The sequence below is a fragment of the Streptomyces durhamensis genome, from assembly GCF_000725475.1.
GTDB lineage: Bacteria > Actinomycetota > Actinomycetes > Streptomycetales > Streptomycetaceae > Streptomyces > Streptomyces filipinensis.
The window spans coordinates 139,737-159,063 of the sequence record NZ_JNXR01000012.1 but is presented as its reverse complement, the minus strand read 5'-3'; the positions used below and the strand labels follow the sequence as shown (position 1 = coordinate 159,063).

Here is a 19,327-nt window from a genome sequence, read left to right as displayed (position 1 = left end):
AAAGCGTGGGCCGGGGTTCGGCACTGTCGGTGCCCCTGCGTAGGGTTCTGGACAACCGCGCAGTGCGCGGCAACAGGGGACCATCGAGAGGGGATTCAGCGGTGTCCGTCAACTTGAGCAAGGGTCAGGCCATCAGCCTGGAGAAGAAGGACGGGGCCACCCTGAGCGCGGTCCGTATGGGACTCGGCTGGCAGGCGGCGAAGCGGCGCGGCCTGTTCGGCTCCCGCACCCGCGAGATCGACCTGGACGCCTCGGCCGTCCTCTTCGCCGAGAAGCAGCCGGTCGACGTGGTGTTCTTCCGCCACCTGGTGAGCGACGACGGCTCGGTCCGCCACACCGGCGACAACCTCGTCGGCGGTGTCGGCCAGGGCGGCGACGACGAGTCGATCCTCGTGGACCTGCAGCGCGTCCCGGTCCACATCGACCAGATCGTCTTCACCGTGAACTCCTTCACGGGCCAGACGTTCCAGGAGGTGCAGAACGCGTTCTGCCGTCTCGTGGACGAGACCAACGGCCAGGAACTCGCCCGCTACACGCTGGACGGCGGCGGCGACTACACCGCCCAGATCATGGCCAAGGTGCACCGCGCGGGCTCGGGCTGGACGATGACCGCCATCGGCACCCCGGCCAACGGCCGCACCTTCCAGGACCTGATGCCGGCGATCCTGCCGCACCTGTAGGACCGCCCGCTCGACCGGCAGGGCGCACGACAGTACGACACAGGGGGCGACGGCGATGACGGCCGAGCTGGTGCGGGGACAGAACCACCCGCTGACCCAGACCCGGTTGACGATCCGGATCTCGGCCGGGGCGCCGGTCCTGGCCGGGGCCACGCTCGGCGACGAGAACGGCACGGTGCACGGCACCGGGCGGGTGGCCCATCCCGGCGCACCCGCTCTTCCCGGTGTCGAGGTGTCCCGGCAGGCCGCCGCCGAACACCGGCTGTCCGTCGACCTGGGCGCCCTGCCCGAGGAGGTGCACCGCGTCGACGTCTTCCTCGCCCTGCCCGCAGGGGCCGAAGCGCCGTCGCGGTTCGGGGCCGTCGCCGCCCCGCACACCGCCGTAGAAGGCCCCGACGGCACCGAACTCGCCTGCTACACCCTCACCGGCCTGGACAGCGAGACGGCCGTGCTCGCCCTGGAGCTCTACCGCAGACAGGCCGCCTGGAAGGTGCGCGCGGTGGGCCAGGGATACGCGGCGGGGCTCACGGCGCTCCTCGCCGGCCAAGGGCTGCGCGAGGCCGCCGACCTCACGGCCGCAGTCCAGGAGGCCGCGGCGCACGGCCCGTCCGGAGCGGTGCCGACCCCGCCCGGCCCACCGTCACCCCAGGCCGCCCCGGCTCGTGAGACCTCGGCCCGCGCGCCGCAGGACACCTCCGCGACCGTTCCGCACGACGCCTCCGCAGCCGCGGCACGTGAGACCCCGGCCGCCGCGCCGTACGACATCCGCCCACCCGGACCCGCGGACGCTCCCGCCTCCGGAACGGCGGGGCCGACGCCGCCGTTTGCCGCGCAGCCGCCCGAGCCGGCACCGCCGTACGACGCCCGCAGCCCCTACGACGCCCAGGCGTCCGGCACCCCACCGCGTGACCCCGGCGCCCGGATCGACTACACGCACCCCGGCCGCCGCCCGCAGGGCACACCGGCCCAGGCGTCCGCGCCCGCCGACGACCGGCCCGCGCAACCCGTCGCGGGTGACGCCGCGGGCTGGTCGATGGAGGAGCGGCTGTACAACCAGGTGTGGGGCATGTTCGAGGACCTCGCCCGCACCACCGCCGCGTACCGCAGCGCCGTCGAGTTCGCCGACTCCCGACTGGAGACGGAACTCGACCAGGCCCTCACCGACCCCCGCGGCCGGCTCGGCACCGCGGCCGACGCCGCGCGTGAGGCCGCCCACGCCCGCCGGACGCAGCTGGTCGACCAGGCCCGGGCGGTCCTCGACCGCGATCTCGCCCAGCTCACCGCCGAATCCGAGGTCGTCGAACCCGCGCTACCACCCGCCTACGCCCGCTGGGACAATCCCGTCTGGCACGGCTTCCGCATGCCCACCGAGCCGCCGATGGCGCTGCGCCTCGGCGACCTCCACCTCCCCGAGAGCGTGCCGCTGCGCATTCCCATGCTGGTCCGGCTGCCGCTGGAACGTGGCCTGTGGCTCGACAGCGGGACGGCCGCCGCATCCGACGGGTTCCCGGACTCCGCCGAGCTGCGGCACCTGGCCGTGGAGGCGGCAGTGGCGCTCGCGGCGCGACTGCTCGCCGTGCACCCGGCGGGGGACTTCGGCGTGCAGGTCGTCGACCCGGCCGGCGCCGGGGCCGCGGCGTTCGCCCCCCTCGCGCGGACCGGCGTGCTCGCCGCGCCTCCGGCCACGGGGGCGGCGGGAGTGACGGAGGTGCTGGAGAGGCTCACCCGGCGGGTCGACCTGGTGCAGATGGCCGTGCGGGGCGGCGCGCCCGAGTCGTTGCCGGCCGATGTCGACCCGGCGCGACAGCTGCTGATCGTCAACGACTTCCCGCACGGTTTCGACGACCGGGCCGTGACCCGGCTGCGCTATCTCGCCGACGAGGGACCCGACGTCGGTGTGCACCTCCTGCTGGTGGCGGACCGCGAGGACGCCGCGGCCTACGGCCCCCTCCTCGATCCGCTGTGGCGTTCGCTGATGCGACTCACACCCGTGCCCGACGACCACTTCGCCGACCCCTGGGTCGGACACGCCTGGACCTACGAGCCCGCGCTGGTGCCGGCCGGCAGCCGGATCGTGCACCACGTCCTCACCGAGGTGGCCAGGGCCCTGAGCGAGCACCGGTAAAGCACCAAGTACCGGTAAAGCTGACCTGACCACGGGATTTGGTCTTTGCTTTACTTTCTACTTTACCTTTCCTTGGTGATTGGGGTACAGTTTTCCGCACGGAGGGGAGTACTCCCTGACTGCGGCGCACCCGTCAGTACGGACCGGTTCCGGTCCCGGGGCGCCGGCCCCGCGCGGGTGGAAGAGACCTCCGGCAGCGACGACGCTGACGTGTTTGCCGTTACGTAATGCCGGAGGTGCAGTGGAAGTCTCCATGACCCTGTGGGTCCTGACCGTCGTGGGTCTCGCCGCCCTGATCGCGGTCGATTTCCTCATCGGGCGCAAGCCGCATGAGGTGTCGGTCAAGGAAGCCGGAATCTGGACCGTCGTCTGGATCGCCCTGGCCGGGCTCTTCGGCCTCGGGCTCCTCGTCTTCGGCGGCGGACAGCCGGCCGGCGAGTTCTTCGCGGGATTCATCACCGAGAAGTCGCTGAGCGTCGACAACCTCTTCGTCTTCGTCCTCATCATGGCGAAGTTCGCGGTGCCCGCTCAGTACCAGCAGCGCGTCCTGCTCGTCGGCGTGCTCATAGCCCTGGCCCTGAGGACCGTCTTCATCGCCGCCGGAGCCGCGATCATCGCCGGCTTCTCCTGGGTGTTCTTCCTCTTCGGCGCCTTCCTGATCTGGACCGCCTGGAAGCTCGTCCAGGAGGCCCGCGCGGACGAGGAGGGCGAGGAGTACGAGGAGAGCAAGCTGCTGAAGGCGGTGGAGCACAGGTTCGGCGTGGCCGACCGGTACCACGGCACCAAGCTGTGGATCCAGCAGAACGGCAAGCGGGTCATGACCCCGATGCTGGTCGTGATGCTCGCCATCGGCACCACGGACGTGCTGTTCGCCCTGGACTCCATCCCCGCGATCTTCGGCCTGACCCAGGACCCGTACATCGTCTTCACCGCCAACGCCTTCGCCCTCATGGGTCTGCGGCAGCTGTACTTCCTCATCGGCGGCCTGCTGAAGAAGCTGGTCCACCTCTCGTACGGCCTGTCGATCATCCTCGGCTTCATCGGCGTCAAGCTGGTGCTGCACGCCCTGCATGAATCCGGCGTCCACGTCCCCGAGATCAGCATCCCGGTCTCGCTCGGGGTGATCTGCGCGGTGCTGGTCGTCACCACCATCACCAGCCTCATGGCCTCCAGGAAGCAGACAGCCGTCGAGGCGGCACGCGCCGAGGAGGAAGACGCCCGCAGCGTGGACGTCTGACCAGGGCCGTCACAGGGGCGGAAAGGAAACAGCGGAAGGAGCTGCGGAAGTATCCGAAAAGAACGGAATGCGAACCCTGTACGTCTCTGCGACCATCGCCGCATGATCACTCGGCTCCGGTCGCTCACCCGGCAGTGGACGATCCTCGTGCCCGTCCTCGCGGTCGTCCTCCTGGTCTTCACCTGGGGCCGTGACCTGCCGGGCACGGTCGTCGCCCTGGTGACCGTGGTGCTCGCCGGCTCCGTCCTGGCCGCGGTGCATCACGCGGAGGTCATCGCTCACCGCGTCGGCGAGCCCTTCGGCTCCCTGGTGCTCGCCATCGCCGTCACGATCATCGAGGTGGCCCTGATCGTCACCCTCATGGTCGACGGCGGCGACAAGAGTTCCACCCTGGCCAGAGACACCGTCTTCGCCGCCGTGATGATCACCTGCAACGGCGTCGTCGGCCTCTGCCTGCTCGTGGCCTCCCTCCGGCACGGCACCGCGGTGTTCAACCCCGAGGGGACCGGCGCCGCCCTGGCGACCGTGGCGACGCTCGCCACGCTCAGCCTGGTGCTGCCGACCTTCACCACCAGCAAGCCCGGACCCGAGTTCTCCTCCGTGCAGCTGACCTTCGCCGCGCTGTCCTCACTGATTTTGTACGGCCTGTTCGTGGCCACCCAGACCGTCCGCCACCGCGACTACTTCCTGCCGATCACCCGGCAGGGCGAGGTCATCACCGCCGAGGACCACGCCCGGCCCCCGTCCGCGCGCACCGCCCGGATCAGCCTCGCACTGCTCGGCCTGGCCCTGGTCGGCGTGGTCGGCCTGGCCAAAGGCGTGTCGCCCACCATCGAGTCGGGCGTGGCGGCGGCCGGCCTGCACCAGGCCGTCGTCGGTGTGATCATCGCCCTGCTCGTCCTGTTGCCGGAGACGATCGCCGCACTGCGCTCCGCACGCCGCGACCGGGTGCAGACCAGCCTCAACCTCGCTCTGGGCTCGGCCATGGCCAGCATCGGCCTGACCATCCCTGCCGTCGCCCTCGCCTCCGTCTGGCTGTCCGGCCCGCTCGTCCTCGGCCTCAGCTCGACGCACATGCTGCTGCTCGCGCTGACCGTGGTGGTCAGCTCCCTGACGGTGGTTCCGGGACGGGCCACCCCCCTGCAGGGCGGCGTCCACCTGGTGATCTTCGCGGCGTACCTGGAGCTGGCGATCAACCCGTAGCGCCGTGCCGTCGCGCCCGGGGTCCGGCCCCTCCGCGGCCCTGAGGAGGGACTTCCCCGAGCTGTCCACGGTTGCCCGCCGCCCGGGTCCGCCCCGGTCCGTCTCAGCTCGTGGCCGGCTCCACAACCGGCACGGGCACCGGGCGCGTCTCGGGCAGCAGGGCGAAGCACCCCAGGCTGAGCAGTGCGACGCCGGTCAGATACGCGCCCACGGCCCAGGGCACCCGCCCGCCCTGCTCGGCGAGCGCCGTGGCGACGATCGGGGTGAGCGCGCCGCCGAGGACCCCGCCGAGGTTGTAGCCCACCGCGGCGCCCGTGCAGCGCACCCGGGCCTCGTACAGCTCCGGCAGGTAGGCGGCGATGACCGCGAACATGATGATGAAGGCGATCAGGGCGCCCAGGATGCCGAGGAACATCAGCAACGGCTGCCCGGTGGCCAGCAGCGCCACCATCGGCAGCATCCACACGGCGCAGGCGGCGGACCCGGTCAGACACATCGGCCGGCGCCCGTAGCGGTCGCCGAGCAGGGCCAACAGGGGGGTGAGGGCGCCCATCACGATCACCGCGGCCATCACACAGGTCAGCATCACCGTCCGGCTCACCCCGAGCCGCTCCGTCGCATACGCCAGCGACCAGGTCGTCACCGCATAGAACACCGCGTACCCGACGGCCAGCGCCCCGGCCGTCAGCAGCACCAGCCGCCCGTGGTGCCGTAGCACCTCGACGAGCGGCACGCGCGCGTGGTCGTCGATCTCCAGGAACCGAGGGCTCTCGGCGAGCGACGAGCGCAGCCACAGCCCGGCCAGCGCCAGTACCCCGGCCGCCCAGAACGGCACCCGCCATCCCCACCGTGCGAAGTCCGCGTCCGACAGCGTCGCCGACAGGGCGAGCATCACCCCGTTGGCGAGCACGAAGCCGAACGCGGGCCCCACCTGGGGAAAGCTCGACCAGAGTGCGCGCCGCCCGGCCGGCGCGTGCTCGGCGGTCAGCAGCACCGCACCGCCCCACTCCCCGCCCACCCCCAGTCCCTGCAGGAAGCGCAGGACGAGCAGCAGCACGGGCGCGGCGACGCCGATCGTCCCGTACGAGGGCACGCAGCCCACCGCGACCGTCGAGGCGCCTGTGAGCAGCAGGGAGATGACGAGCACGGGTCGCCGCCCGCGCCGGTCGCCGAGATGCCCGAACAGCGCCGAGCCGAGCGGACGGGCCACGAACCCCACTCCGAACGTCGCGAACGCCGCCAGGGTCCCCGCGACGGGCGAGAACGTCGGGAAGAACAGCGGCCCCAGGACCAGGGCCGCCGCCGTCCCGTAGACGAAGAAGTCGTAGAACTCGATCGCGGTCCCCACCAGGGATGCGGCGGCGAGTCTCGGCATCGAAGGGGGGCTTACGGCGCGTACAGGCTGCATGTCGCGTCAACTACCCACCGTGATCGGCGGTTACGGGGCGCGTGGAGGCGCTCGGGCGACCGTGGCGTGCGCCGAAGCCACCGGTGGGACGTGCCCCGCCGTACGCTGCGGAGACCCGTGATAGACCGGGTGCGAGCAGCGGTCGTCGACGTACCGCCCCGAACGGACCGGAGGACCCGTGCCCCGCACCCTGGCCAACGCCCCGATCATGATCCTCAACGGGCCCAACCTGAACCTGCTCGGCCAGCGCCAGCCCGAGATCTACGGCAGGGACACGCTGGCCGACGTGGAGACGCTGTGCGCCAAGGCCGCGGCGGCGCACGGCGGCACGGTGGACTTCCGGCAGTCCAACCACGAGGGCGAACTGGTCGACTGGATCCACGAGGCGCGGCTGAACCACTGCGGGATCGTCATCAACCCCGGCGCCTACTCCCACACGTCGGTCGCGATCCTGGACGCGCTCAACACCTGTGACGGCATGCCCGTGCTGGAGGTGCACATCTCCAACATTCACCAGCGCGAATCGTTCCGGCACCACTCCTACGTCTCGCTGCGCGCCGACGGTGTGATCGCCGGGTGCGGGGTGCAGGGCTATGTGTTCGGCGTGGAGCGCGTGGCAGCCCTGGCGGGCGCGGCCCCCGCCGACGCGTAGGCACCACGCCTACGCGTAGGCCCACGCCGACGCGACGGCCCGCGTCACAGCCGGCCCGCCTCCACGATCCGCCGCAGGAAGCGTCGCGTGCGCTCCTGCTGCGGGTCACCGAAGACCTGCTCGGCGGTGCCGCGTTCCAGGACGACTCCGCCGTCCAGGAAGCACACCTGGTCGGCGACGTCGCGCGCGAAGCCCATTTCGTGCGTCGCCAGCACCATGGTCATGCCGTCGTCCTTCAGGTCCCGGACCACCTCCAGCACCTCACCCACGAGTTCGGGGTCGAGTGCCGCCGTGATCTCGTCCAGCAGCAACAGCCGGGGCCGCACGGCAAGGGCCCGTACGATCGCCACACGCTGCTGCTGGCCGCCGCTCAGCCGGTCGGGGTAGGCGTCGGCCTTGGCGGCCAGTCCGAGGCGCTCCAGCAGCCCTCTGGCGTGTTCCTCGGCCTCGGCCCGGGTGGCGCCGTGGACCCGGCGCGGCGCCAGCGTGATGTTGTCCAGCACGGTCATGTGCGGGAACAGGTTGTACGCCTGGAAGACCACACCGATGCGGCGCCGCACCGCGTCCTGGTCGGCGCGGGGATCGGTGATCTCCTCGCCGTCCAGCCAGATCGCGCCGTCGTCGATCTCCTCCAGGAGGTTGGCGCAGCGCAGCAGCGTGGACTTGCCCGAACCTGACGCGCCGATCAGCGCGGTCACCGTGTGCGGCGCGACCTCCAGATCGACGTCGCGCAGGACGACGGAGCCACCGAAGGTCTTGCGGACGGACTCCATGCGCAGGACGGGTGCGTCCGTGGCGCTCACAGCGCTCCTCCCTGGGCCCGCTGCCGGTCCATACGGGCCGTCAGCCAGTCCGTGAAGCGGGTCATCGGAATGGTCAGCGCCACGAACACCAGTCCCGCGACGATGTACGGCGTGTAGTTGAGGCTGCGGCCCACGATGATGTCGGCCGCCCGCACGGCGTCCACCGCGCCCCCGATCGACACCAGGCCCGTGTCCTTCTGCAGCGACACCAGGTCGTTGAGCAGCGGCGGCACCTGACGCCGTACCGCCTGGGGCAGGACGACGTAGCGCAGGGCCTGCCTGTTGGTGAGGCCCAGGGAGCGGGCCGCGGCGCGCTGGGACGGGTGGATCGACTCGATGCCCGCGCGGAACACCTCGGCCACGTACGCCGAGTACGTCAGCGTCAGCGCCGTACCGCCCAGCAGCACCGGATCGACCGTCACGCCCTGCAGCCGCAGCGCGGGCACACCGAGGACCACGATCATCAGGTTGATGATCAGTGGAAGGCCGCGGAAGAAGTCGGTGTACGCCGCCGCCAGCACCCGCAGCGGGAAGAAGACCGGTCCGCGCAGGGTGCGCGCGATCGCGATCAGCATGCCCAGGACCAGGACGGCGACACCGCAGACCGCGAGCAGGCGGACGTTCAGCCACAGCCCTTCGAGGACCTTCGGCAGCGCCTCGCGCGCGTAGTCGGCGCTGAAGAACGTCTCCTTGGTGCGTGGCCAGCCCGGCGCGTCGACCACGACCAGGTACAGCACGACCGCTGTGACCAGCGTCGATAGCGCCGCTACGGCCGTGGCGCGGCGGGCACGCGCGCGTTGGTGGCGCTCGCGTGCCCGCCGCCGTTCGGAGGGTACGTAACCGTCGACGGAGCGTCCGTCGACGGCGCCGGTCATGTCGCCCTCGCCGTCGGCCCCCTCCCGGGCCGACTCGCCCTTCGTGACGGTCACTTGAGCACCGGGGCGTCGACGGCGTCGGACAGCCACTGCTTCTCGAGCTTCGCCAGGGTGCCGTCCTTGCGCAGGGCGTCGACGGCGCCGCTCACGCACGAGGTCAGCGCGCTGCCCTTGTCCAGCACCAGCCCGAACTGCTCGGGCGTGGCGCCCTGGTTCTCGAACTGTCCGACGATCTTCGCGTTCGTCACCTCGGCCGCGGTGATGTAGAACGCCGTTGGCAGGTCGACGACGATGGCGTCGACCTGGCCGTTCTTCAGGGCGGACTTGGCCTGGTCGTTCTTGGCGTACACCGCGGCCTCCTGCTTCGGCTTCACCACGTCGGTGATGTAGTCGAGGCTCGTGGTGCCCACCTGGGCACCCAGCTTGAGGCCCTTCAGGTCCGCGATGCTCCTCGCCCCGGCGGCCTTGCCGCCCTTCAGGGCGATGACGGCCTGGCGCACGTCGTAGTAGCCGGAGGAGAAGTCGACGGCCCTCTTGCGCTCGGCGCTGATCGACACCTGGTTGATGTCGAAGTCGAAGGTCTTCACGCCGGGTGCGAACGCCTTGTTGAACGGCACGCTCTGCCATACGACGGCGCTCTTGCCGTAGCCCAGCCGCCGGGCCACGGCGTAGCTGACCGCCGACTCGAAGCCCTTGCCGTTCGCCGGCTTGTCGTCCTTGAACCAGGGCTCGTAGGCCGGTTCGTCCGTCGCGATCGTCAGCTTGCCGGAGGTCTTCGTGGCCAACTTGCCCTTGGCGCAGCTCTTCGCGGCCGATCCGGACGGGGAGGCCGACGCGCCGCCCTCGGGCTGCGGCGCACAGCCGACAGCGGTGGCGAGCAGGGCTACGGTGGCGGCGGCCAGCGCACGGCGCAGGGTGCGAGGGGCGAGGTACATGGCGGGAGATTGGCAGCGAACCCGGCGTTTGTCCAGGTCATGGCGGTAAGTGTCCGCATAGTGGGAGCGGGTGTTGCAGTCGTGTGAACGTCGCTCCGAGCGTGGCCCCTTGGCCTGGGCCGCCGGCCGAGGGCAGGGCGGGAGACCGGCGGCCCTACCGCCGAGGAGCCGTCATCCTCCGCGGTCCTGCCTCCAGTTCAGCGCGTGACACGGCGCGTCGGGAGCGCGCACGCGCCCCCGACGCGTGCGAAACGTTCACACGGGGCGCGGAGGAGAGCGCGCCCGGCGCTCACCACCCGCGCGCGTGCCACTCCGGCAGATGCGGCCGCTCCGCACCCAGCGTCGTGTCGTCGCCGTGCCCGGGATACACCCAGGTCTCGTCCGCCAGCACGTCGAAGAGCTTCGCCTCCACGTCGCGGATCAGGCTGGCGAAAGCCTTCGGGTCCTTGCGCGTGTTGCCGACACCGCCCGGGAAGAGGCAGTCGCCGGTGAAGACGTGCGGGTGGCCGTGCGGGTCGTCGTAGACCAGCGCGATCGAGCCCGGGGTGTGCCCGACGAGATGCCGCGCGGTGAGCTCCACGCGGCCCACCCTGATGACGTCGCCGTCGTCCACGAGGACATCGGTGGGCACGGGGATACCGGGGGCGTCCTCGCGGCCGGCGTACGTACGCGCGCCCGTGGCGGCGACGACCTCGGCGAGCGCCTGCCAGTGGTCGCCGTGCTGATGCGTGGTGACCACGGACGCGATGCCGTCGTCACCGATCATGCCGAGGAGCGTCCCCGCCTCGTTGGCGGCGTCGATCAGGAGCTGCTCGTCGGTGGCCCGGCAGCGCAGCAGATAGGCGTTGTTGTCCATCGGGCCGACCGCGATCTTCGTGATCATCAGGTCTTTCAGCTCATGCACATCCGCCGGTCCGCCGACCCGTACCTCTCCGGTGTACGTCATGGTGATCAGCCTATAGCGGGGACCGGCCCGCGGACCGTCGGCGGCCTACAGCGGGGGCAGTTTCGGCAGCGCGCCCTTCGCGGTCAGGCCGGATCCGTCGCGCCGTCCGGCGAGCCAGCCCAACAGCTCGGCGGCCGTACCCTCGACCGCGACCGGGTCGCCCTCGGCGCCGCCGCCCGTGGTCCAGGTCCGGCCGTCGCCGGTGGCCAGGCCGGTCGAGGGCACGTCCTTGTGCCCGGCGAAGCGGTCCGCCAGAAACTCGATCTCCCGGTCCGCGAACTCCGCCGGAAGATCCTCCAGCTCGTACCCGACGCCGAGGTCCACATGGTGCAGCTCGACCTCGACCCACCTGCGGAACGGCACCCGGGACGCGGAGTCGGTGACCCCGTTGCGCAGCTCCACCGTGCGCGCCCAGTCCGCCGGCGCGTCTCCCACCGCCAGGAAGCGGTCCGCGCTCTCACGCAGGTCGGCGAGCTGGGCGTCGAGCGGACGGGGGGCGTCACGCTCGATGTCCGCGTCCCGCGCCTCGGCGCTCACGTACATGGGCCGGCCTTCGAGAACGTTCACGAGCGCGTCCGCGTTCCGGGCGAGGTGGGCGAGGACATGGCCGCGGGTCCAGCCCGGGAGCCGTGACGGCTCGGCGAGCGACGCGTTGTCCAGTGTGGCGACCGCGCTGAGAAGCCGTTCGGTCGCGTCACGTACACATGCCAGGTCATGAGCGTGATCAATCATGGGGCTGACATTAGCCCCGCCACACCTTCGGGTGAAGGTGGTGAACCGGGTCCGCAAATCGAAAGCACGTGCTATATCGTCGAAGGTGACGTCGGGCATGCTGGATGGCCGGGGGTTGTTATGCAATCGGGCAATCCGACCGGCGTTGTCAGTGGCTCCCCCTAGTCTGAAGAAGCACGGGGGCCCCGCCCCTGTCACTTCTCTCAAGAAAGGTGCGGACCGGCGTGGCCGACCGTCTCATCGTCCGTGGCGCGCGCGAGCACAACCTGAAGAATGTCTCGCTCGACCTGCCTCGTGACTCGCTCATCGTCTTCACGGGCCTGTCCGGGTCGGGCAAGTCGTCCCTGGCCTTCGACACGATCTTCGCGGAGGGCCAGCGCCGCTACGTGGAGTCGCTCTCCTCGTACGCCCGGCAGTTCCTCGGCCAGATGGACAAGCCGGACGTGGACTTCATCGAGGGCCTGTCCCCGGCGGTCTCCATCGACCAGAAGTCGACCTCGCGCAACCCGCGCTCCACGGTCGGCACCATCACCGAGGTCTACGACTACCTGCGCCTGCTCTTCGCACGGATCGGCAAGCCGCACTGCCCCGAGTGCGGCCGCCCGATCTCGCGCCAGTCGCCGCAGGCCATCGTGGACCGGGTCCTGGAGCTGCCGGAGGGGAGCCGTTTCCAGGTGCTCTCGCCGCTCGTGCGCGAGCGCAAGGGCGAGTTCGTGGACCTCTTCGCCGACCTGCAGACCAAGGGCTACTCCCGCGCACGCGTGGACGGCCAGACCATCCAGCTCTCCGAGCCGCCCGCGCTGAAGAAGCAGGAGAAGCACACCATCGAGGTGGTCGTGGACCGCCTCACGGTGAAGGAGTCCGCCAAGCGCCGTCTCACCGACTCCGTGGAGACCGCCCTCGGCCTGTCCGGCGGCATGATCGTGCTCGACTTCGTCGATCTCCCCGAGGACGATCCCGAGCGTGAGCGCATGTACTCCGAGCACCTGTACTGCCCGTACGACGACCTGTCCTTCGAGGAGCTGGAGCCCCGCTCCTTCTCCTTCAACTCGCCCTTCGGCGCCTGCCCCGACTGCACCGGCATCGGCACGCGCATGGAGGTCGACCCGGAACTGATCGTCCCGGACCCGGACAAGACCCTGGACGAGGGCGCCCTCCACCCCTGGTCGCACGGACACACCAAGGACTACTTCGGCCGCCTGATCGGCGCCCTCGCGGACGCCCTCGGCTTCCGCACGGACATCCCGTTCGCGGGCCTGCCGCAGCGCGCGAAGAAGGCCCTGCTGTACGGCCACAAGACCCAGATCGAGGTGCGCTACCGCAACCGCTACGGCCGCGAGCGGGTCTACACCACCCCCTTCGAGGGTGCGGTGCCGTTCGTGAAGCGCCGGCACAGCGAGGCCGAGAGCGACGCCAGCCGTGAGCGCTTCGAGGGCTACATGCGCGAGGTGCCGTGCCCCTCCTGCGAGGGCACACGCCTGAAGCCGATCGTCCTCGCGGTCACGGTCATGGAGAAGTCGATCGCCGAGGTCTCCGGGATGTCGATCAGCGACTGCGCGGACTTCCTCGGCCGGCTGAAGCTGAACGCCCGGGACAAGAAGATCGCCGAGCGGGTGCTGAAGGAGGTCAACGAACGGCTGCGCTTCCTGGTCGACGTCGGCCTGGACTACCTCTCACTGAACCGCGCGGCCGGCACGCTCTCCGGCGGCGAGGCCCAGCGCATCCGGCTCGCCACCCAGATCGGCTCCGGCCTCGTCGGCGTCCTGTATGTGCTGGACGAGCCGTCCATCGGTCTGCACCAGAGGGACAACCACCGGCTGATCGAGACCCTGGTCCGGCTGCGCGACATGGGCAACACGCTCATCGTCGTGGAGCACGACGAGGACACCATCAAGGTCGCCGACTGGGTCGTGGACATCGGCCCGGGCGCCGGCGAGCACGGCGGCAAGGTGGTGCACAGCGGCTCGCTGAAGGAGCTGCTCGCCAACACCGAGTCGCAGACCGGCGCGTACCTCTCGGGCCGCAAGGCGATCCCGGTTCCGGACATCCGCCGTCCCCGTGACCTGTCCCGGCAGCTCACCGTGCACGGCGCCCGTGAGAACAACCTGCAGGACATCGACGTGTCCTTCCCGCTGGGCGTGTTCACGGCCGTCACGGGCGTCTCCGGCTCCGGCAAGTCGACGCTGGTCAACGACATCCTCTACACGCACCTGGCCCGCGAGCTGAACGGCGCACGCAACGTCCCCGGCCGGCACACGCGCGTGGACGGCGACGACCTGGTCGACAAGGTCGTGCACGTCGACCAGTCGCCGATCGGCCGTACCCCGCGGTCCAACCCGGCGACGTACACCGGTGTCTTCGACCACGTCCGCAAGCTGTTCGCCGAGACCACCGAGGCGAAGGTCCGCGGCTACCTGCCGGGCCGCTTCTCCTTCAACGTCAAGGGCGGCCGCTGCGAGAACTGCGCGGGCGACGGCACGATCAAGATCGAGATGAACTTCCTCCCGGACGTCTACGTCCCCTGCGAGGTCTGCCACGGCGCCCGGTACAACCGGGAGACCCTGGAGGTCCACTACAAGGGCAAGTCCATCGCCGACGTGCTGAACATGCCCATCGAGGAGGCCACCGACTTCTTCGAGGCCGTCCCGGCCATCTCCCGGCACCTGAGGACGCTGAAGGACGTCGGCCTCGGCTACGTCCGCCTCGGCCAGTCCGCCACCACCCTCTCCGGTGGTGAGGCCCAGCGCGTGAAGCTGGCCAGCGAGCTGCAGAAGCGCTCCACCGGGCGCACGGTCTACGTCCTGGACGAGCCGACCACCGGTCTGCACTTCGAGGACATCAGCAAGCTGCTGACGGTCCTCGGCGGCCTGGTCGACAAGGGCAACACGGTCATCGTCATCGAGCACAACCTCGACGTGATCAAGACCGCCGACTGGATCGTGGACATGGGTCCGGAGGGCGGCGCCGGCGGTGGTCTCGTGGTCGCCGAGGGCACACCCGAGGAGGTCGCCGGGGTTCCGGCCAGCCACACCGGCAAGTTCCTGCGCGAGATCCTCGGCGCCGACCGCATCAGCGACGCCGAACCTCTGCCGACGCAGCGCGCCGCCACGACCAGGAAGACGGCCGCGGCGACGACGGCGGCGAAGAGGACGGTGACGGCCAAGGCCAACAACACGGCCACCAAGAAGGCCGCCGCGACCGCGAAGAAGGCGGCGCCCGCGAAGAAGACGACACGGGCACGCAAGGCCTGACACATCACCGGTGAAGGCTTGACGCATCATCGGTCAAGGTCTGACGCAGCACCAGAAAATCGGCGCCCCGCGGGAACTCCCCGCGGGGCGCCGCTCGTTCCACCATCAGCCACTCCGGCTCCGAGGTCCGACAGATCCCCGCACCACGGGTCCGGCCGCACCTTGACAGCAGCAGAGGGAAAGAGAAAAGGGGCCGCTCACAGGTCACCGAGCTCGGCCGCGTACGGCGGCTCGGCCCCCGCCCGCGAGCAGGTGATCGCCGCCGCGCGTGCCGCGAAGCGCAACAGCCGCGTCCAGCCCTCCGTCCCGAGGGCGACGAGCGCTTCCTCCGACAGCGCGTCGAGGGCGGACAGCCCGTGCAACAGGGCTGCGTTCACCGTGTCACCGGCGCCGATGGTGTCCACCACGGCGACCTCCACACCCGGTACGGAGTGCTCCCCGCCGTCCCGGGTGAAGACGGTCAGACCCTCCCCGCCCCGGGTCACCACCACGGCCGCGGGGCCCGCGGCCAGCCACTCGCGCGGGCCGCCGCCCAGCCACTCGGCGTCCTCCGCGGAGAGCTTCAGCAGCGCCACCGAGGGCAGCCAGCTCTTGAAACGCGCCCGGTAGGCGTCCGCGTCCGGGATGAGCCCCGCCCGGATGTTGGGGTCGAGCGCGGTGAACAGCCCCTGTCCGGCCGCCGTGCGCATCAGCTCTTCGTAGGCGCTCGCTCCCGGTTCCAGGACGAGCGAGCAGGTGCCGAAGGACACCGCGCGGGTGCCGGCGGGCAGCGCGACGGGCGCGGTGAACAGACGGTCGGCGGTGCCGTCGACATAGAAGGAGTACGCGGCCGATCCATCCGCGTCGATGGTGGCCACCGCCAGGGTCGTCGGCTCCGGCCCGCGCTGCACGCCCGACACGTCCACCCCGGCCCGGCGCAGCCCGTCGAGCAGGGCCTCGCCGAAGGCGTCGTGCGACGTCCGCGAGCAGAAGGCGGTGCGGGAGCCGAGCCGGCCGAGGGCCACGGCGGTGTTGTACGGGCCACCGCCGAGCGCCGGCTTCAGGTCCGCGAGGGCACCGGAGCCCTGCGGCACCAGGTCGATCAGTGCCTCACCGGCGACGACGATCACGAGGTGGTTCCCTTCTCCGACAGCGTGGATGACATGGGGGAATCGGTGTGCTCGGGCGTCCGGGACAGGCCCGGCTCCTCCGGGCACCCGCAGGAGGCGCGGTGGACGAACGTGCACGGCAGCCGTACCGTCCGGGCCGGCCGGCGCGGCTCGTCCAGGCGGTTCAGGAGCACCTGGACGGCCTGTGCGCCCAGCTCCCTGCTCGGCTGGGCGACGGCGGTGAGCCGGGGTGAGAACAGATCGGCCCAGGCGAAGTCGTCGAAGCAGCACAGGGCGATGTCGTCCGGGACGGACAGACCGCGCCGGCGCAGGGCGCGCAGGGCGCCGATGGTCATCGCGTTGTTGGCGGTGACGAGTGCCGTGGGCGGTTCGGGCAGGGCGAGCAGGGCGGCCGTGGCCTGCTCGGCACCTGCCGACTCGGAGTTGCCGGAGACCAGGAGCCGTTCGTCGTGGGTCAGGCCGGCGGCGGTGAGGCCGTCCCGGTAGCCGGAGACGCGCTCATCGGTGGTGCTGAGTCCGGGCAGGCCCGCGACCAGGCCGATCCGGCGGTGCCCCAGCCCCGCGAGATGGGTGACGAGTCGGGCGGTCGGTTCGGCGCTGTCGGCGCAGACCTGGTCGTACCAGGGCGCGCCCTCGCCGGGGGCGGTGCCGGTGCCACCGCCGGTCGCGGCGGCGTCCAGCACACCCGCGTCGATCACCCGGTCCAGGAACACGGTCGGTACGGCATGGCGGCGCAGGTAGCCGACCAGATCGTGAGGGTGCGCGGACGGAGCGACGATCATGCCGTCCACCCGGCGTTCGTGGAGGAGCTGTACGACCTTGCGCTCGTGCCCGGGGTCGTCGTGCGGATCCGCGATGAGCAGGCTGTATCCCGCCTCCAGGGCGGCTGCCTCGACGCCCTGGAGGATCTCCGTGAAGTACGGGTTGCTGATCGCCGATACCGCGAGCCCGATGGAGCGGGTGCGGGAGGTCACCAGGGAGCGGGCCAGGGTGTTGGGGGTGTAGCCGAGGGCGTCGACGGCGTCCAGCACGGCCTGGCGGGTGTGAGGCAGCACCGGGCGGGTGTCGTTCAGAACGTGGGAAACCGTCGCCACGGAGACCCCGGCGCTCCGCGCGACGTCCGCCATGGTGGCCATCGCCGTCTCCCTCCCTGAGCCGACTGTGCCGACGCAGCGGACCGGCCGCACCGGAAGCGGTGAGCCGGCGTACTGCACGGACGTACGGCATGGACGCACTGTGGGGGCCGGCGGACCGTCCGGACTGGACGGCCGTGGCCCTTCCGGCCGGGACGCTATCCCATCGAGCACCCTCGCGTAAACGCTTGCGTAAGCGTTTACGTCCTGTCTTCGAGGTTCCGCCGACCCTCCCCACCCTCACCGTCACTCTCTGATGCCTCGGCCTGGCAGTCCTCCCCCTGTCCGGCAGTCCTGGCCCTGCCCCAGCAGACCAGGCTTCGACCGGCAATCCTGGCCCTACCCGGCAGTCCCCGGCCCGTCCGGCAGTCCCCGGCCCCGCCCTGAAGGTGGTCCTTCTGTCCGGGTATCGTCGCCCTGCACACCCCTTGAGCAGTGGAGTACCAGATGCCTGCCCGCCCCTCCGCGAGCCGCCGTACCGTCCTTCGAGGAGCAGCCGTGGCCCCGGTCGCCGGACTCGGTCTGGCGGCATGCTCGGCGCCGGGCGGCGAGGTCGCGGCCGCCCCGACCGCGCCGGTCGACCTCGGTGCCGAGGGTGAGGTCTCGAAGGGCGGCGCGAAGCTGTACCGGGATCACAACGTGGTCGTCAGCCGCGACGGGAGCGGCCGGCTGAAGGCGTACAGCACTGTGTGCACGCACGCGGGGTGTCCCATCAACAAGCTGCAGGGGACGACCCTGGTCTGCCCCTGCCACGGCAGCCAGTTCGACGCCGTGACGGGCGAGGTGGTCCAGTCGCCGGCCACCGAGCCCCTGGCCGAGCTGCCGGTGAAGACCGCGAACGGCAGGATCATCGCCGGTCCTGGCGCCTGACGGTTCCGCTCGCACGTCCTGGACGTGCGGCCGTCAGGTGCCCCCGCTCCGGCGTCGCCGGCTGTCCTGCGGCCCCGCCCCGGCGTCGCCCCGCCCGCCCGGCAGCCCCCGGTGGCAGCCTCCAGCGCCGGCCCAGTGCGCGGGGCGCTCGCGGTGCCTCAACCGGCCTGTGCCCAGGGCGAGTTCACTCCCACTCCCACGCGATGCCGACGACGCCCGGGCGTATCCGCGGCTCGACCACGTGGACGCAGTGGTGGGGCCCGGTCACCGGCAGTTCGTGCCGGCCGCTGCGCGGGGCGGCCGTCGAGTGCTGGGTGAAACGATGGCAGCGCACCGGCAGTGCCGCCGCGTCGAACCGCACCTGCAGGGCGTACTGGCCGCCGGGAAGGCCGAACCGGTGGAGGTACTCGCGGGATGCCCCGGCCGTGCCGTCCTCGATGCCGTAGCGGAACAGGAAGGTGTCCCCGGCGCGCAGCCGGGTGCCGAAGAGCAGCTCCGCCACCAGGACGCCGGTGTCCTGGTCCCAGCGGACGCGTCCGGTGCGGCAGTTCTCCAGCGCCCGCACTCTGATGTCGCGCGGACGGCAGCCAGGGTCGCCGTGGTGCACGGCGAGAAAGCGGTCCAGGCCGTCGCGGTGGGCCCGCACGATGTGGTGGGCCTCCCGGCTCGCGAGCTCGCGCCGGCCGCCGATGCGGACGCATTCGTGATGGCCCAGCGTGTGCAGCCCGCCGTCGGGGGACCAGCCCAGCTCGGCCCGGAGCCGGTCCAGCACGTCCGAGGCCTCGATCAGGGAGCGGTACGAGCGCACAGCCGGGTGGCCGGCCGCCGCGCGCTCGCCGGCCTCGGCCAGCAGCCGGATCAGCGACTCGTCCGGCAGGTGGAGGATCTCCTCCAGCGCCCGTACCGCTCGCAATGACTCCGGGCGCTGCGGGCGGCGGGCGCCCTGCTGCCAGTAACTCAGGCTGGTGACACCGACCTTGACCCCGTGGCGGGACAGATGGTGCTGGACGCGCTGGAGCGGCAGTCCGCGTGCGGCGATCGCGGCGCGCAGCGCCACATGAAAGGGGCCGCCCCGCAGGGCCGTGTCCAGTTCCGCGGTGGGGACGTGCGCGTACTCCGTGGCATGCGGCATGCCGGGGCGCCTTTCTGTGAGGTGTCACTACGGCTGGTCAGACCGTCTGAGCGGGTGCGCGGGGCCACCCCCGTGGCACCGGTGGACGCCCGTGACTGCGCACGCCGCGCCCGTACGCGTGCGTGTACGGCCCCGAGTTCCCCCGCATTGAAGCGTGTTGACCAGACCCCGACAACACCTCGAACCCGCCACGGCCGTGGCCGGCCACGAGAACCGGAGCGCGGCCGCCGGTCACC

At 71.3% G+C, this 19,327-nt stretch carries 16 protein-coding genes; 7 read left to right on the top strand and 9 right to left on the bottom strand.

Annotated elements, in window-relative coordinates; genetic code table 11:
• Window positions 1–101 precede the first annotated feature (101 nt).
• From IO33_RS0118410 to IO33_RS0118395, 4 genes are all read left to right on the top strand, one after another.
• Window positions 102–680: a TerD family protein gene (locus IO33_RS0118410; protein ID WP_031166186.1), complete on the top strand. Its 579-nt coding sequence runs from the start codon at window positions 102–104 to the stop codon at window positions 678–680.
• 55 nt (window positions 681–735) lie between these two features.
• On the top strand, window positions 736–2,805 hold the full coding sequence (locus IO33_RS0118405; RefSeq protein ID WP_031166184.1) for a TerD family protein: 2,070 nt from the start codon (window positions 736–738) through the stop codon (window positions 2,803–2,805).
• Window positions 2,806–3,046: 241 nt separating this feature from the next.
• Entirely contained in the window at window positions 3,047–4,042 is a 996-nt protein-coding gene (locus IO33_RS0118400) for a TerC/Alx family metal homeostasis membrane protein (protein WP_031166181.1), read from the top strand.
• A gap of 102 nt (window positions 4,043–4,144) precedes the next feature.
• Window positions 4,145–5,245: a calcium:cation antiporter gene (locus IO33_RS0118395; RefSeq protein WP_031166179.1), complete on the top strand. Its 1,101-nt coding sequence runs from the start codon at window positions 4,145–4,147 to the stop codon at window positions 5,243–5,245.
• Between the two features lie 103 nt (window positions 5,246–5,348).
• Here the strand turns inward: IO33_RS0118395 and IO33_RS0118390 are convergent, their stop codons facing one another.
• On the bottom strand, window positions 5,349–6,620 hold the full coding sequence (locus IO33_RS0118390) for an MFS transporter (protein WP_031166176.1): 1,272 nt from the start codon (window positions 6,618–6,620) through the stop codon (window positions 5,349–5,351).
• Between the two features lie 211 nt (window positions 6,621–6,831).
• On the opposite strand from IO33_RS0118390, the gene aroQ reads away from it, so the two are divergent.
• On the top strand, window positions 6,832–7,305 hold the full coding sequence (aroQ, locus tag IO33_RS0118385; RefSeq protein ID WP_031166174.1) for a type II 3-dehydroquinate dehydratase: 474 nt from the start codon (window positions 6,832–6,834) through the stop codon (window positions 7,303–7,305).
• Between the two features lie 44 nt (window positions 7,306–7,349).
• On the opposite strand, the gene IO33_RS0118380 is transcribed toward aroQ, so the two are convergent.
• The 5 genes from IO33_RS0118380 to IO33_RS0118360 all read right to left on the bottom strand — a co-directional run bounded on the left by IO33_RS0118380 (window position 7,350) and on the right by IO33_RS0118360 (window position 11,596).
• The gene (locus IO33_RS0118380; protein WP_051926860.1) at window positions 7,350–8,078 is read right to left on the bottom strand and encodes an amino acid ABC transporter ATP-binding protein; all 729 of its coding nucleotides are present in this window, start codon (window positions 8,076–8,078) and stop codon (window positions 7,350–7,352) included.
• A 26-nt stretch (window positions 8,079–8,104) separates the two neighbouring features.
• Window positions 8,105–9,037: an amino acid ABC transporter permease gene (locus IO33_RS0118375; RefSeq protein ID WP_031166169.1), complete on the bottom strand. Its 933-nt coding sequence runs from the start codon at window positions 9,035–9,037 to the stop codon at window positions 8,105–8,107.
• Window positions 9,034–9,918: an ABC transporter substrate-binding protein gene (locus tag IO33_RS0118370; RefSeq protein ID WP_031166167.1), complete on the bottom strand. Its 885-nt coding sequence runs from the start codon at window positions 9,916–9,918 to the stop codon at window positions 9,034–9,036. Before IO33_RS0118370 ends, IO33_RS0118375 begins: the two co-directional genes overlap by 4 nt.
• A 289-nt stretch (window positions 9,919–10,207) precedes the next feature.
• Complete coding sequence (locus IO33_RS0118365; RefSeq protein WP_031166164.1) at window positions 10,208–10,864, bottom strand: MBL fold metallo-hydrolase; 657 nt, start codon at window positions 10,862–10,864, stop codon at window positions 10,208–10,210.
• A gap of 45 nt (window positions 10,865–10,909) precedes the next feature.
• Window positions 10,910–11,596 (bottom strand): maleylpyruvate isomerase family mycothiol-dependent enzyme, encoded by a 687-nt coding sequence (locus IO33_RS0118360; RefSeq protein WP_031166162.1) that lies wholly within the window; start codon window positions 11,594–11,596, stop codon window positions 10,910–10,912.
• 224 nt (window positions 11,597–11,820) lie between these two features.
• On the opposite strand from IO33_RS0118360, the gene uvrA reads away from it, so the two are divergent.
• Window positions 11,821–14,847, top strand: a complete 3,027-nt coding sequence (gene uvrA / locus IO33_RS0118355) for an excinuclease ABC subunit UvrA (RefSeq protein WP_031166159.1) — start codon at window positions 11,821–11,823, stop codon at window positions 14,845–14,847.
• 197 nt (window positions 14,848–15,044) lie between these two features.
• Here uvrA and IO33_RS0118350 read toward each other — a convergent pair whose 3' ends face one another.
• Both IO33_RS0118350 and IO33_RS0118345 read right to left on the bottom strand, forming a co-directional pair.
• Window positions 15,045–15,956, bottom strand: a complete 912-nt coding sequence (locus tag IO33_RS0118350; RefSeq protein WP_031166157.1) for a carbohydrate kinase family protein — start codon at window positions 15,954–15,956, stop codon at window positions 15,045–15,047.
• On the bottom strand, window positions 15,953–17,092 hold the full coding sequence (locus IO33_RS0118345) for a LacI family DNA-binding transcriptional regulator (protein WP_031166154.1): 1,140 nt from the start codon (window positions 17,090–17,092) through the stop codon (window positions 15,953–15,955). Before IO33_RS0118345 ends, IO33_RS0118350 begins: the two co-directional genes overlap by 4 nt.
• A 444-nt stretch (window positions 17,093–17,536) precedes the next feature.
• On the opposite strand from IO33_RS0118345, the gene IO33_RS0118340 reads away from it, so the two are divergent.
• A complete protein-coding gene (locus tag IO33_RS0118340) occupies window positions 17,537–17,959 on the top strand; it encodes a Rieske (2Fe-2S) protein (protein ID WP_031166150.1) in 423 nt (140 codons plus the stop codon).
• A 184-nt stretch (window positions 17,960–18,143) separates the two neighbouring features.
• Here the strand turns inward: IO33_RS0118340 and IO33_RS0118335 are convergent, their stop codons facing one another.
• Window positions 18,144–19,091 (bottom strand): hypothetical protein, encoded by a 948-nt coding sequence (locus IO33_RS0118335; protein WP_031166148.1) that lies wholly within the window; start codon window positions 19,089–19,091, stop codon window positions 18,144–18,146.
• Window positions 19,092–19,327 lie beyond the last annotated feature (236 nt).